General features: G+C 61.2%; 14 protein-coding genes. 5 read left to right on the forward strand and 9 right to left on the reverse strand.

Going from position 1 to position 13,786, the window contains the following annotated elements; all coding sequences use genetic code 11:
* Positions 1 to 114: 114 nt before the first annotated feature.
* From glpR to L6D80_RS22355, 3 genes are all read right to left on the reverse strand, one after another.
* Positions 115 to 870 carry a DNA-binding transcriptional repressor GlpR gene (gene glpR / locus L6D80_RS22345; protein WP_054899438.1) on the reverse strand — a complete coding sequence of 252 codons (756 nt, stop codon included), beginning with the start codon at positions 868 to 870 and terminating at the stop codon, positions 115 to 117.
* A 103-nt stretch (positions 871 to 973) separates the two neighbouring features.
* Positions 974 to 2,473: a glycerol kinase GlpK gene (gene glpK, locus L6D80_RS22350; RefSeq protein WP_054899439.1), complete on the reverse strand. Its 1,500-nt coding sequence runs from the start codon at positions 2,471 to 2,473 to the stop codon at positions 974 to 976.
* 41 nt (positions 2,474 to 2,514) lie between these two features.
* Complete coding sequence (locus L6D80_RS22355; protein ID WP_176516674.1) at positions 2,515 to 3,366, reverse strand: MIP/aquaporin family protein; 852 nt, start codon at positions 3,364 to 3,366, stop codon at positions 2,515 to 2,517.
* A gap of 297 nt (positions 3,367 to 3,663) precedes the next feature.
* On the opposite strand from L6D80_RS22355, the gene ybaK reads away from it, so the two are divergent.
* Positions 3,664 to 4,134, forward strand: a complete 471-nt coding sequence (gene ybaK, locus L6D80_RS22360; RefSeq protein ID WP_054899441.1) for a Cys-tRNA(Pro) deacylase — start codon at positions 3,664 to 3,666, stop codon at positions 4,132 to 4,134.
* 36 nt (positions 4,135 to 4,170) lie between these two features.
* Here ybaK and L6D80_RS22365 read toward each other — a convergent pair whose 3' ends face one another.
* Both L6D80_RS22365 and argF read right to left on the reverse strand, forming a co-directional pair.
* Positions 4,171 to 5,280 (reverse strand): ABC transporter ATP-binding protein, encoded by a 1,110-nt coding sequence (locus L6D80_RS22365; protein ID WP_054899442.1) that lies wholly within the window; start codon positions 5,278 to 5,280, stop codon positions 4,171 to 4,173.
* Positions 5,277 to 6,197, reverse strand: coding sequence for an ornithine carbamoyltransferase (gene argF / locus L6D80_RS22370; RefSeq protein WP_054899443.1), 921 nt, complete (start codon positions 6,195 to 6,197; stop codon positions 5,277 to 5,279). Before argF ends, L6D80_RS22365 begins: the two co-directional genes overlap by 4 nt.
* Positions 6,198 to 6,562: 365 nt before the next feature.
* Between argF and L6D80_RS22375 the strand changes: the two genes are divergently transcribed.
* Positions 6,563 to 8,671 carry a molybdopterin oxidoreductase family protein gene (locus tag L6D80_RS22375; protein WP_054899516.1) on the forward strand — a complete coding sequence of 703 codons (2,109 nt, stop codon included), beginning with the start codon at positions 6,563 to 6,565 and terminating at the stop codon, positions 8,669 to 8,671.
* A 91-nt stretch (positions 8,672 to 8,762) separates the two neighbouring features.
* A complete protein-coding gene (gene grxD / locus L6D80_RS22380) occupies positions 8,763 to 9,098 on the forward strand; it encodes a Grx4 family monothiol glutaredoxin (RefSeq protein ID WP_054899444.1) in 336 nt (111 codons plus the stop codon).
* A 57-nt stretch (positions 9,099 to 9,155) separates the two neighbouring features.
* On the opposite strand, the gene bfr is transcribed toward grxD, so the two are convergent.
* Together bfr and L6D80_RS22390 are read right to left on the reverse strand one after the other, a co-directional pair.
* Positions 9,156 to 9,629, reverse strand: coding sequence for a bacterioferritin (gene bfr / locus L6D80_RS22385; RefSeq protein WP_054899445.1), 474 nt, complete (start codon positions 9,627 to 9,629; stop codon positions 9,156 to 9,158).
* A gap of 201 nt (positions 9,630 to 9,830) precedes the next feature.
* Positions 9,831 to 10,052 carry a bacterioferritin-associated ferredoxin gene (locus tag L6D80_RS22390; protein ID WP_054899446.1) on the reverse strand — a complete coding sequence of 74 codons (222 nt, stop codon included), beginning with the start codon at positions 10,050 to 10,052 and terminating at the stop codon, positions 9,831 to 9,833.
* A gap of 214 nt (positions 10,053 to 10,266) precedes the next feature.
* Here L6D80_RS22390 and L6D80_RS22395 point away from each other — a divergent pair, with 214 nt between their 5' ends.
* On the forward strand, positions 10,267 to 10,869 hold the full coding sequence (locus L6D80_RS22395; RefSeq protein ID WP_033702669.1) for a peroxiredoxin: 603 nt from the start codon (positions 10,267 to 10,269) through the stop codon (positions 10,867 to 10,869).
* An 84-nt stretch (positions 10,870 to 10,953) separates the two neighbouring features.
* Here the strand turns inward: L6D80_RS22395 and rnt are convergent, their stop codons facing one another.
* Both rnt and pyrC read right to left on the reverse strand, forming a co-directional pair.
* Positions 10,954 to 11,565, reverse strand: a complete 612-nt coding sequence (gene rnt, locus L6D80_RS22400) for a ribonuclease T (protein WP_371263286.1) — start codon at positions 11,563 to 11,565, stop codon at positions 10,954 to 10,956.
* Positions 11,566 to 11,624: 59 nt separating this feature from the next.
* Positions 11,625 to 12,671 (reverse strand): dihydroorotase, encoded by a 1,047-nt coding sequence (gene pyrC / locus L6D80_RS22405; protein ID WP_054899448.1) that lies wholly within the window; start codon positions 12,669 to 12,671, stop codon positions 11,625 to 11,627.
* A 130-nt stretch (positions 12,672 to 12,801) separates the two neighbouring features.
* On the opposite strand from pyrC, the gene L6D80_RS22410 reads away from it, so the two are divergent.
* Positions 12,802 to 13,758, forward strand: a complete 957-nt coding sequence (locus tag L6D80_RS22410; protein ID WP_176516672.1) for a flagellar protein MotY — start codon at positions 12,802 to 12,804, stop codon at positions 13,756 to 13,758.
* Positions 13,759 to 13,786: the final 28 nt, after the last annotated feature.

Here is a 13,786-nt window from a genome sequence, read left to right on the forward strand (position 1 = left end):
ATATTAGCGCAACAGCAAGCCGGTCGCCAGTCAGTCTTTATAGAAAAAACTGATCGGATGACAAAGAAATGAACAATATCGAAAATGGCGGGCCATTGGCTGGCCCGCTTGCGTTCAGACTACGTCCAGTCGGATCTTGTACTGGTTCAGCAGTTGGGACAGGGTCGGGGTTGGGGGCTGGTCGGTCACCAGGCAGTCGACGAGACTGATCGACCCCAGGCGAACCATGGCATTACGCCCGAACTTGCTGGAGTCGGCCGCCAGAATGACCTGCCGCGCATTGGCGATGATGGCTTGGGACACCCGTACTTCCTGGTAATCGAAGTCCAGCAGGCTGCCATCTTCATCGATGCCGCTGATGCCGACCAACGCAAAGTCGACCTTGAACTGGTTGATGAAGTCGACGCTGGCTTGGCCGACCACGCCACCGTCGCGGCGCACCGTGCCGCCAGCCACCAGCACGTCGAAATCATCCTTGGCCGCCAGGATCGAGGCTACGTGCAGGTTGTTGGTAATGACTTTCAGATGGCTATGGTTGAGCAGTGCCCGGGCAATCGATTCGGTGGTTGTGCCAATGTTGATGAATACCGAGGCATGGTCGGGAATCTGCTTGGCCACGGCTTCGGCGATGCGCTGCTTTTCGTCGCGCATCTGGTCGGCGCGCATGGCATAGGCGGTGTTCTCGACGCTGGAGTCATATGCGGCGCCACCATGGTAGCGGCGCAGCAGGTTGAGCTCGGCCAGCTGGTTGATGTCGCGACGAATGGTTTGCGGGGTGACGATAAACAGCTGCGCCATTTCCTCGATGCTGACATAGCCGCGTTCGCGCACCAGCTCGAGAATTTGTTGTTGGCGGGGGGGCAGATTCATGGGCGGTCCTTTTGGGCTGCCGGACAAATTCTGCAATGATGCCGTAGGAAAGGGATGACGGCCAGTAGACTATAGGGCCGCTTCGCGGCCCCATTACCTAAGATCAAGCGTCGTGATCTTCCCAGTCCCGGGTACGGTCGACCGCCTTCTTCCAGCCGGCGTACAGTTTCTCCTTCTGCGCCTCATCCAGTTGTGGGCTGAACTCGCGCTCGATGATCGCCTTGTCGCGCAGCTCTTCCAGTCCGCTCCAGAACCCACAGGCCAGGCCTGCCAGGTACGCGGCGCCAAGGGCAGTGGTTTCGCGCATTTTCGGGCGCTCGACGCAGGTGCCGAGGATGTCGGCCTGGAACTGCATGAGGAAGTTGTTGGCCACTGCACCGCCGTCTACACGCAGTTCGGACAGGCGCTCGCCGCAATCCTGTTGCATGGCATCGAGGACATCGCGGGTCTGGTAAGCGATCGACTCCAGCGCGGCGCGGATAATATGGTCGACCTTGACACCTCGGGTCAGGCCGAACAGCGCCCCGCGGGCATACGGGTCCCAGTAGGGGGCACCCAGCCCGGTGAATGCAGGGACCAGATAAACGCCATTGCTGTCCTTGACCTTGCTGGCGAAGTACTCGGTATCGAGTGCGTCGTTGACGATCTTCAACTCGTCACGCAGCCACTGCACGGTAGAGCCGCCGTTGAACACTGCGCCTTCCAGCGCATACGCCACCTCGCCTCGTGGGCCGCAGGCAATGGTCGTGAGCAAACCGTGGGACGATCGGACCGCCTTGTCGCCAGTGTTCATCAACAGGAAACAACCGGTGCCATAGGTGTTCTTGGCCTGGCCAGGTTCCACGCACATCTGCCCGAACAGCGCCGATTGCTGGTCACCGGCGATACCTGCGATGGCGATGCCGCTCTTGGTGTGGCCGTAGACTTCGGAAGAAGGGCGCACCTCGGGCAGCATCTGACGCGGGATACCAAGGATCTGCAACAGCTTGTCGTCCCATTGCAGGCTATGGATGTTGAACATCAGGGTGCGCGAGGCGTTGGTGTAATCGGTGACATGCACCTTGCCGCCGGAGAACTTCCAGATCAGCCAGGTATCGATGGTGCCGAACAGCAACTCGCCACGCTCGGCGCGTGCGCGGGCGCCCTCGACGTTATCGAGGATCCACTTGAGCTTGGTGCCGGAGAAATACGGGTCGGTGACCAGGCCGGTGCTCTCGCGAATGTAGTCCTCATGCCCGTCACGCTTGAGTTGCGCACAGATCTCAGTGCTGCGTCGGCACTGCCAGACGATTGCGTTGTACACCGGGCGGCCGGTTTCCTTGTCCCACACCACCGTGGTCTCACGCTGGTTGGTAATGCCCAGCGCGGCCACCTGGGCATGGCTGATACCGGCCTGCGCCAAGGCTTCGACCATGGTCGCGCTCTGCGTGGCGAAGATCTCCATTGGGTCGTGTTCGACCCAACCGGCTTGCGGGTAATGCTGGACGAACTCGCGTTGGGAGGTGCCGACCACATTGGCATCGCGGTCGAAGATGATGGCCCGCGAACTTGTGGTGCCCTGGTCCAGGGCGATGATGTAGTTCTTATCCTGGGTGTCTGTCATGGTCGTAGGCCTTGCATAAGGGGGAGGTCAGGGCGCCAGCGTCAGTTGGCTTGAGTATCGCCCTGGCGATTGTCGTTTGTCTCAAGGTTCTCGCCTTGCACCTTCGGCAGGTTGCGGGCGATCAGGCCGCGATAGAGCGCGGCGCCCAGGCAAGCGCCGAGGATCGGTGCGAACACCGGAACCAGGAAGTAAGGAATGTCCCGGCCGCCGGTAAAGGCGATTTCGCCCCAGCCGGCCAGGAAGGTCATCAATTTTGGCCCGAAATCGCGGGCCGGGTTCATGGCGAAGCCGGTCAGCGGGCCCATGGCGCTGCCGATCACGGCGATCAACAAGCCGATCAGCAGTGGCGCCATGGCGCCGCGGGGCAGGCCGTTGTTGTCGTCGGTCAGGGCCATGATCACCGCCATCAGGATGGCGGTGATCACCACTTCGACCAGGAATGCCTGGCCGGTGGAAAGCGAAGGGTGCGGATAGGTGGAGAACACCGAAGCGAGCTCCAGGCTCTGGCTGCTGCCGCGCAACATGGCGTGGGTGTGTTCGAAATCGAAGAACAGGCTGCTGTACAGGGTGTAGACCAGGGCCGCACCGCAGAATGCCCCGCCGATCTGGGCCAGCAGGTAGAACGGCAGTTTGCGCTTGTCGAAGCTGGCGAACAGGGTTAGCGCGATGCTGACCGCGGGGTTCAGATGCGCCCCGGAAATACCCGCGGTGAGGTAGATCGCCATGCTTACGCCGACACCCCAGATAATGCTGATTTCCCACAAGCCGAAGCTGGCGCCCGCCACCTTGAGAGCGGCGACGCAACCGGTACCGAAGAAGATGAGCAGTGCGGTGCCGAGGAACTCGGCCAGGCATTGGCTGGACAGCGTGGGTTCGCGTAGAGCAGTCGTCATGTGTGACCTCGTTTTTTTTGTTGTGAGGCGCGTGGCGCTCGACAGCAAAGCCCGGTGTCTATCCCCATTGACCCGGGCATGTGGAATGCACCCAAAAAGTGCACCATTTATTCAGAAACGAAAAAATATAGACAAGAAACGCTTATGTCAAAGGTCGAAAGTGAACGGTCGGTCACGTTCTGGGCGCCCGCTCGCTCCCTGAGTCCGCGTGCTAGAGAGGCGCGTCAGATGCAAACTGGCTGGGATGTGGGATTTGTCCTAAAGTAGCCGCCGATCTGTCCCAGACCGGAGTACTGCATGACCCCCGCCCTCGATCTTTTGAAAAAGGCCCGCGCCGAACATCGCGTGCACAGTTATGAACATGATCCGAAATCGGCGTCATATGGGCTGGAGGCGGCAGAAAAGCTTGGGCTGGACCCCCAGCAAGTGTTCAAGACCTTGCTGGCCAGCAGTGAGAAAGGCGAGTTGCTGGTGGCCGTGGTACCGGTAGTGGGGACGCTGGACCTCAAGGCCTTGGCCCATGCCGCAGGCGTGAAGAAGTGCGAGATGGCTGACCCGGCGGCAGCGCAACGCGCAACGGGGTATCTGGTGGGTGGGATCAGCCCGTTAGGGCAGAAAAAGCGCCTGCGTACTTTTATCGATGACTCGGCGCAAAATTTTGCAACCATCCATGTCAGCGCTGGGCGGCGAGGGTTGGAGGTGGAGCTGGCTGCGGCGGTGCTGGCTGAGCATACCCAAGGCACATTCGCTGGCATCGGCCGGGGTTGAACGCTTCGGGGCTGCGCGGCAGCCCCGGCGTCCTGATCAGGTCGCTGCGCTGTAGCGGCGCACGCCATTTTCCTGTCGAGGCAGCTGGGCCGCGACACTGCCCGGTACCGGGAACAGCACGAGGTGGTCGGCCTTCACGGCGATCCCGACATCGTCGCCCACCTGATGGTCGACATGGCTCGGGAAGATTGCCTCCAACTGGCTGCCGGTCGGCAACTGCAGGCGGTACAGCGTCGAGGCGCCGAGGAAGCTCTTGCCAACGATGTTTGCCCGCAATGTGCTGTCTGCGGCATGAACGATGTCGTCAGGGCGCAGCAGGACGTCCACCGAACTCCCAGGCGCCATGATGTAGGCACGGTTACCACGCAACTCGCCGAGCTCGGTATTGACCGCCTCATGGCTACTCATCTGGCCGCGGATGAAGTAACCCTGGCCGATGAAACTGGCAACGAACGGCGTTTGCGGCTCATGGTAGAGGTTGTAGGGCGTATCCCACTGCTCGAGGCGGCCTTCCTTGAACACACCCACATGATCGCTGACCGCGAAGGCTTCTTCCTGGTCATGGGTAACCAGGATCGCACTGGTGCCACGGCTCTTGAGGATGTCGCGGACCTCATGGCTCAGGCGCCGACGCAGCTCGACGTCCAGGTTGGAAAACGGCTCATCGAGCAGCAGCAACTGTGGTTCAGGTGCCAGCGCCCGGGCGAGGGCGACACGCTGCTGCTGGCCACCGGACAACTCGTGCGGGTAACGCCCGCCCAGGCCGCCGAGCTTGACCAGTTCAAGCATCTCCTCGACCACCTGCGCCTGGCGCGGGTGCTTGGCGATGCCGAACGCAATGTTCTGCGCCACGGTCAGGTGCGGAAACAGGGCGTAGTCCTGAAAGACCATGCCAATCCGGCGTTTCTCCGGGGCCTGGGTGAAGCCAGCGCGGGAAATGACCTCGCCGGCCAGCTGGATCTCGCCTTCATGCACCGGCTCGAAGCCGGCGATGGCGCGCAGGGTGGTGGTCTTGCCGCAACCCGAAGAACCCAGCAGGCAACCGATGTCGCCTGCGTTCAGGTGCAGGTTGAGGTTCTGGACGATGCGCTGGTCGCCGTAGCCGCAGGCGAGGTTGCGCAGGTTGAGCAGTAGGGGTTGACTCATGCGTGGTGGTAAGCCGGTTCTACAAGGAATTCGAGAAGGGCCTTCTGTGCATGCAGGCGGTTTTCAGCCTGGTCCCAGGCGACCGAACGTGGGTCGTCGAGCAGGTCATGGCTGATTTCCTCGCCGCGGTGGGCGGGCAGGCAGTGCATGAACAGGGCATCGGGTGCCGCCAGGTCGAGCAGTTCGCGGGTAACCTGGTAAGGCGCAAAATGCGCCAGGCGCCGTGCAGTTTCCTCCTCCTGGCCCATGGAAGTCCAGACATCCGTGGTGACCAGGTGTGCACCGCGCACCGCTTCACGCGGATCCCGCACGATATGCACATGCTCACCGCCCAGCGCCATGAAGCGTGGGTCCGGGTCGTAACCTTCCGGGCAGGCGATACGCAGCTGGAAGTCGAACTGACGGGCAGCCTCGATGTAGGAGTTGCACATGTTGAAGCCATCGCCAATCCACGCCACGGTCTTGCCCTGGATCGAACCGCGGTGCTCCAGGAACGTCTGCATGTCAGCCAGCAACTGGCAGGGGTGCGACTCATCGGACAAGCCGTTGATCAGCGGCACGCGCGAATTGGCGGCGAATTCGGTAAGGGTGCTGTGGGCATGGGTGCGGATCATCACTGCATCGACCATGCTCGAGAGCACGATGGCGCTGTCGCTGATCGGCTCGCCGCGCCCCAGTTGGGTATCGCGTGGGGACAGGAAGATGGCCTGGCCGCCAAGCTGGATCATGCCGGCCTCGAACGACACGCGGGTACGGGTCGAGGACTTTTCGAAGATCATGCCCAGGACACGGTTTTTCAGAGGCTCGAACAGCACGCCGCGCTTGCGCAGGTCCTTCAGCTCGATGCCTCGGCGGATCACACCGAGCAATTCGTCGGTGGTGAAATCCAGCAGGGAGAGAAAGTGCCTAGCGCTCATGATTAACTACCTTATCTGCAACGGTATGCAGGTCGACCGTATGGTTTTTTTTGACAGCGGGAGTGACCTGCGGCGTAAGCCGCACGGGGCGGACGTAATAGGGAAAGGCGCAATACTATAATTAAATGTCGCCTGAAACCAAGAGGGGAAACAGCTGCTCTGTTGCAAAGGGTGTCATTACCCCTTGAGCCTGCGCTGTTTTTTATTAATTACAGAAGGTTGTACACGGCTTGCTGGCAATTTGGCAAATGGCTGTCGCAAATCGTGCGACTGATGTCGGGGGATTCACGCTGCAAAGTGCGCTGGAGCCGGTGTATGGGCAGGGCGCATAGTCGGCGTTGAACAACAACAAGGCAGAGGCGGCCATGACCCAGACCCTGCACCACCGTGCCTGTCACCTGTGCGAAGCGATCTGCGGGTTGAACATCGCAGTCAACCGTGGCGATGACGGGCGTGAGCGTATCACCTCGATCAAGGGCGATCCGTTGGACCCGTTCAGCCGTGGCCATATCTGCCCCAAGGCCGTCGCCCTGCAGGACATTCAGGACGACCCGGACCGCTTGCGCCAGCCGCATCGGCGAGTCGGCAGCCAGTGGCACGCCATCGGCTGGGATGAAGCCTTTGCGCTGGCGGCCGAGAGGCTGTGGTCGATCCAGCAGGCCCATGGCCAGAACGCCATCGCCGTTTACCAGGGCAACCCCAGCGTGCACAACTACGGCTTGATGACCCACAGCAACTATTTCCTGGGCCTGCTGAAGACGCGTAACCGCTTTTCCGCGACGTCGGTGGACCAGCTGCCCCAGCACCTGACCAGCCACCTGATGTATGGCCACGGCCTGTTGTTGCCGATTCCGGACATCGATCATACCGATTTCATGCTGATCCTCGGCGGCAACCCGCTAGCCTCCAACGGCAGCATCATGACCGTGCCGGATGTGGAAAAACGCCTGAAGGCCTTGAAGGCCCGTGGCGGGCAATTGGTGGTGGTGGACCCAAGGCGCAGCGAAACAGCGGCCATGGCCGACCGTCATTTGTTCATTCGCCCCGGTGGCGATGCCGCGTTGCTGTGCGGGCTACTCAACACCCTGTTCGACGAGGGGCTGGCGCGTGGCTCGCATCTTCCGGCCAATGGCGTAGAGCAGGTACGTGAGGCGATTGCCCCGTTCAGTGCCGAGGCGATGAGCCCCCTGTGCGGTATCGACGCTGTCAGTATTCGCCAACTGGCGCGGGACTTCGCCGCCGCCGACAAGGCTGTTTGCTATGGCCGCATGGGCGTGTCGACCCAAACCTTCGGCACGCTTTGCCACTGGCTGGTACAAGTGATCAACCTGGTCACCGGCAACCTCGACCGCGAAGGTGGAGCGCTGTGTACCGAACCCGCCGTCGACCTGGTAGCCAGCACTTCAGGTGGCCATTTCAATGTCTGGCAGAGCCGCGTCTCCGGCTTGCCCGAGTACGCGGGCGAGCTGCCTGTGGCGGCGTTGGCCGAGGAGATGTTGACCCCCGGCGCCGGGCAGGTACGGGCCCTGGTGACCGTTGCCGGTAACCCGGTGCTGTCCACCCCCAACGGCCGACAGCTGGATACAGCGTTGCAAGGCCTGGACTTCATGCTCAGCATCGACCTGTACATCAACGAGACCACTTGTCATGCCGACCTGATCCTGCCGTCCACTTCGGCATTGGAGAACGACCACTACGACAGCACCTTCAACCTGCTGGCCGTGCGTAATGTCACCCGTTTCAATCGGGCGATCCTGCCCAAGCCACAAGGTGCGCTGCATGACTGGGAAATCTTTGTGGGCCTGGCCCAGGCCTTCGCCCGCCGTGCAGGGCTGGCGCTCAAGCCGACCGTGGCGCCGGCACAGATGATCGATGCGGCGCTGCGCAAGGGCCGTTATGGCGACGCGAGCAGTTGGCAGCTTTCGCTCGACACATTGGACACCCACCCGCACGGTCTTGACCTCGGCCCGTTGCGTGCAAACTTGAGTGCGCGCCTGGCCACTGTCAGCAAGGCCGTCGAGGTGGCGCCGCAGATCATCCTGGATGATTTGCGGCGACTTGCCGCGCAAGCACCGGCAGCGCCGGGGGAGCTGTTGCTGATCGGTCGCCGGCATGTGCGCAGCAACAACTCGTGGATGCACAACTTCCATCGCCTGATCAAAGGCAAGGCGCGCCATCAATTGCTGATGCATCCACAGGACATGCGTCAGCGGCTACTGGAGGATGGCCAGCAGGTGCGCATCCGCTCACGCACGGGCACTCTCGAAGTGGAGGTGCAGGCCAGTGAAGAGATGATGCCGGGTGTGGTCAGCCTGCCGCATGGCTTTGGCCACGGCCGCCAGGGCGTGCACTTGCAAGTGGCCCAGGCCCAACCTGGCGTCAGTGCCAACGACCTGACCGATGAGCGCTTGCGAGATGCCGTGTCAGGTAACGCTGCACTCAATGGCGTGCCTGTGCACGTCGACGCCGCCTGAGCAACGGCAAGGCCGAGCACGGCGCTCGGCTTTCCGATACAATGCGTCACCGTGCCGACGACTACGTCGGAAAGTTCAGCCGAGGTGCTACATGGATATCATCGAAACGATCAAAGAGCAGATTGCCAACAACACCATTCTGCTTTACATGAAAGGCTCGCCGAATGCCCCGCAGTGTGGCTTCTCGTCCCGTGCCTCGCAGGCCGTCATGCAGTGCGGCGAGAAGTTCGCCTACGTCGACATCCTGCAGAACCCGGAAATCCGCGCCAACCTGCCCAAATACGCCAACTGGCCGACCTTCCCGCAACTGTGGGTCGCCGGTGAACTGGTCGGCGGTAGCGACATCGTCCTCGAAATGTTCGAGAAGGGTGAGCTGCAGACCCTGATCAAGGAAGCCGCCGCCAAGGCCAAGGCTTCCGAAGCCTGATTTTCTGGCAGGCAATAAAAAACCCGCTCAAGGCGGGTTTTTTATTGCCTGCGAAAATTACTCTTCGCCCATCTGCGACTGCAGGTAGTTCTCGATGGTGATCTTGTCGATGAGGCTCAATTGGGTTTCCAGCCAGTCAATGTGCTCTTCCTCGGATTCGAGGATGTCTTCGAGCAGATCACGCGAGCCGAAGTCGCCGACGGTTTCGCAGTGGGCAATAGCGGCTTTGAGATCGATCAGGCCTTTCTGTTCGATCTTCAGGTCACACTCGAGCATTTCCTTGGTGTGCTCACCGATCAGCAGCTTGCCCAGGTCCTGCACGTTGGGGATGCCTTCGAGGAAAAGAATACGCTTGATCAGTTTGTCAGCGTGCTTCATCTCGTCGATGGATTCCTTGTACTCGTGCTTGCCGAGTTTGTTCAGACCCCAATCTTCGTACATGCGTGCGTGCAGGAAGTACTGGTTGATCGCGACCAGCTCGTTTCCGAGGATCTTGTTGAGATGCTGGATGACGCTTACGTCGCCTTTCATTGCGGGTTCCTGCCCTGTAGAAGTGTGCCAATACAGGGAAGTTTGAGCCCGATACTAAGGGCTGTCAAACCTAAGTTCTTGAATAATAAGTGAAAATTAATAGGAATAAGAATGTTTGTGAACCGCGTTGGAGCGCTAACTTATTGAATTCTAGGCATAAAAAAACCGGACGCGAGGTCCGGCTCTTTAAATTCGGCATTATCAAGCGGCAGTAAATTCTACCGGATAGGGCAGGGCGGCTTGCTGACTCACCTGAAGCTCAGTGAGGGTTTCACGGACCACCTGCTTGGCCAGGCAGGCACATTTACCACACTGGCTGGCGACATTGGTCGCGGTTCGAACTTCCTTGTAGCTGCAGCATCCTTCATAGATCGCATCGCGGATCTGTCCGTCGGTCACGCCGACACATAGACACACATACATAAAGTCGGACCATCGCTGGTTGAGTCGATGGGTTGGAGAGTAATGGTAATGAGAATGCTTGTCAAAACACTTCGTCAGAGGGCCGTGCTTGAGCGACCGGCGGTTGGATTCGGCCTGTCATGAGAAGCCGTGTATGATGGTCGGCCTTTGTTGGATGTCGGGCAAGCCCGCCTTGGCCTGGCAAACGGTTCTTCACCCTCATCAGGAGATTACAATGAGCGTACTCGTTGGCAAACAAGCCCCCGACTTCACCGTGCCGGCTGTGCTGGGCAACGGCGAAATCGTCGACAGCTTCAACCTGGCTTCGGCCATCAAGGGCAAGTACGGCCTGGTGTTCTTCTACCCATTGGACTTCACCTTCGTCTGCCCGTCCGAGCTGATCGCCCTGGACAACCGCATCCCTGACTTCCAGGCCCGCAACGTTGAAGTGATCGGTGTGTCGATCGACTCGCACTTCACCCACAACGCCTGGCGTAACACGCCGGTCAACAACGGCGGTATCGGCCAGGTCAAGTACACCCTGGCGGCCGACATCACTCACGAAATCTGCAAGGCCTACGACGTTGAGTCCGAAGGCGGTGTGGCCTTCCGTGGCGCCTTCCTGATCGACACCAACGGTGTGGTTCGCTCGCAGATCGTCAATGACCTGCCACTGGGCCGCAACATGGACGAGCTGCTGCGTCTGGTCGATGCCCTGCAATTCCACGAAGAGCACGGCGAAGTCTGCCCGGCCAACTGGAAAAAAGGCGACAAGGGCATGAACGCTTCGCCAGAAGGCGTTGCTGCATACCTGAGCGAGAACGCTGGCAAGCTGTAATTGCCAAGCGCATAAAAAAACCGGCCTTGGTGGCCGGTTTTTTTATGCCTGGAATCCAAGGGCTCCAGTGAGGAGGGCCTCGACTCAGTCGTTGAAGTCGCGCCAGCCGCCCATTTCCTTCCAGCGGTTGACGATGCCGCAGAACAGCTCGGCAGTCTTCTCGGTGTCGTAACGCGCCGAATGCGCCTCACGCCCATCGAAGTCGATGTCGGCGCTCTGGCAGGCGCGTGCCAGCACGGTCTGGCCGTACGCCAGGCCAGCCAGGGTGGCCGTGTCGAAGCTCGAGAAGGGGTGGAACGGGTTGCGCTTGAGGTCGTTGCGCGCCACCGCCGCATTGAGGAACCCGAGGTCGAAGCTGCTGTTGTGGCCGACCAGAATCGCCCGTTTGCAGCCGTTGGCCTTGAGCGCCTTGCGTACGCCACGGAAGATATCGGTCAGCGCGCTTTCTTCACTCACCGCCATGCGCAGAGGGTGATCCAGCTTGATACCGGTGAACTCCAGGGCAGCAGCTTCGATGTTGGCGCCTTCGAACGGCTCGACCCGGTAGAAATACGTGTGTTCGGGGAACAGGAAGCCTTTCTCGTCCATGCCGATGGTGACCGCGGCAATTTCCAGCAGGGCGTCGGTGGCGCTGTTGAAGCCGCCCGTTTCGACATCGATCACTACCGGCAGGTAGCCCCGGAAGCGCTCGGCCATTGGGTGGCGCGAGCCGCTACCGGGCTGGTTGTCCTGGTCGTCTTCGTAAAGATCTTCGCTCACGCGTTGTCCTCCAGCAGGCGCCAGCGCAGTTGCTCACCCGCACGCAGCGGGATCACGGTCTGCTCGCCAAACGGCAGGCTCTCTGGGGCGGTCCATGCTTCGCGGACCAGCGTGATGGTGTCGGTGTTGGCTGGCAGGCCATAGAAAGCCGGACCGTGCAGGCTGGCGAAGCCTTCAAGCTTGTCCAGCGCATTGCGCTGTTCGAAGGCCTCGGCGTACATCTCGATGGCCGCGTAAGCGGTGTAGCAGCCGGCACAACCGCAAGCCGCTTCCTTGGCATGACGGGCATGGGGGGCCGAGTCGGTGCCAAGGAAAAACTTCGGGTTACCACGGGTGGCCGCATCCAGCAACGCCACCTGATGGGTGTTGCGCTTGAGGATCGGCAGGCAGTAGAAATGCGGGCGAATGCCGCCAACCAGCATGTGGTTGCGGTTGTACAGCAGGTGTTGTGCGGTGATGGTCGCACCGACGTTGGCCGGGGCCTCGGTGACGAACTGTGCGGCATCGGCGGTAGTGATGTGCTCGAACACCACTTTCAGCGTTGGGAACCGTTCAACCAGGCGGCGCATGTGCTCGTCGATAAAGCGTTTCTCGCGGTCGAACACGTCGATCTCGCTGCGGGTCACTTCGCCATGCACCAGCAATGGCATACCGACTTCCGCCAGGGCCTCGATAGCCGGGAAGATGTTGTCGATGCTGGTGACGCCCGAGTCGGAATTGGTGGTGGCGCCGGCCGGGTACAGCTTGGCGGCGTACACGATGCCGCTGGCTTTGGCCGCGCGGATGTCCTCGGGGCTGGTGCGGTCGGTGAGGTACAGCACCATCAGCGGCTCGAAGTGGCTGCCGGCCGGGCGGGCGGCAAGGATGCGCTCGCGGTAGGCGCCAGCTTCGTCGGCGTTGCGTACCGGTGGAACCAGGTTGGGCATGATGATGGCACGGGCGAAGGTACGCGCCACATCGCCAACGGTGTGGGGCAGGACGGCACCATCGCGCAGATGGATGTGCCAGTCGTCGGGACGCAGGAGGGTCAGGCGATCGGACATTGGGGATTCCAGGCGGGTCGAACTCAGGCCCCAATGCTACCGGAAAACCCCGATTCGAGCACGGCTATCAAGTTTTCCAGTCTGCGTCCGATAGCCTGCTGGTAAGCCGTCAAAATTAGTGGAGCCGCCCGTGCGCCAGCGTTACCTAGCCCTGTTGACCCTGCTCACCAGCTTGCCAGCCGGTGCATTGACCTTCCAGACCCGCATGGAAAACATTGCCTGGAAAGTCGAGGGTGACCAGTTCGAATGCCGCCTTGTCCAGCCCATCGACGGGTTCGGCAGCGGTGAGTTCGTGCGTCGGGCAGGTGAGCAGCCGGTATTCCAGCTACGTTCGGACAGTAATCTGCTGGGCGCAGGCACGGCCACGTTGCTGGCCGCTGCCGCGCCCTGGCAGCCGGGGCGTGCGGATATCAACCTGGGTGCGGTGCGCCTGGCGCGCAGCGGCGTACTGTTCAGTTCATCGCAAGGCCAGGCCAGCCGCCTGATCAATGGGCTGCTCGATGGCCGCAGCACCGTGGTGCGCAGTTACACCGGCGAGGCCGGGCGCCCAATGGAGGTCCGCGTACTGCCCGTGAGCTTTGCCAAGGCCTACAGCGATTACCAGGTATGTACCGGCAAGATGCTGGCGATGAACTACGATCAGGTGCGCCAGACCCAGGTCGGTTTCCCCGGGGGAGGCATCGATCTGGATGCATCGGCCCGAGCACGGCTGGATGTGATTCTGGACTACCTGAAGGCAGACCCGACGGTCAATCACATCGAGCTCAATGGACACTCTGACAACAGTGGCAATCGCCTGACCAACCGTGATACCTCGCGGCGCCGGGCGCTGGCGGTTGCCGACTACCTGAAGGCGCACGGTGTACCGCAAGCGCAGATCACTGTGCGCTTTCATGGCGAACGCTACCCGCTGGTGAAGAACAACAGCCCCGCCAACCGCGCACGCAACCGCCGTGTCAACATCGAGCTGGACCGTGTCGCGCCGGTCGAGCAACCGGCACCCCAGCCGGCGCAAGCCCCGGCCCCCACTCCAGCAGCGGTCGCCCCGGCCCCTGCAGCGAGCACCTCCGCCGCGAAGCCGTCCTGAGTGCGACAGGGCGTCGCGCCCTCGACAG

Origin of the sequence: Pseudomonas ceruminis (genome assembly GCF_021602025.1) — a bacterium.
Classification (GTDB): Bacteria; Pseudomonadota; Gammaproteobacteria; order Pseudomonadales; family Pseudomonadaceae; genus Aquipseudomonas; species Aquipseudomonas ceruminis.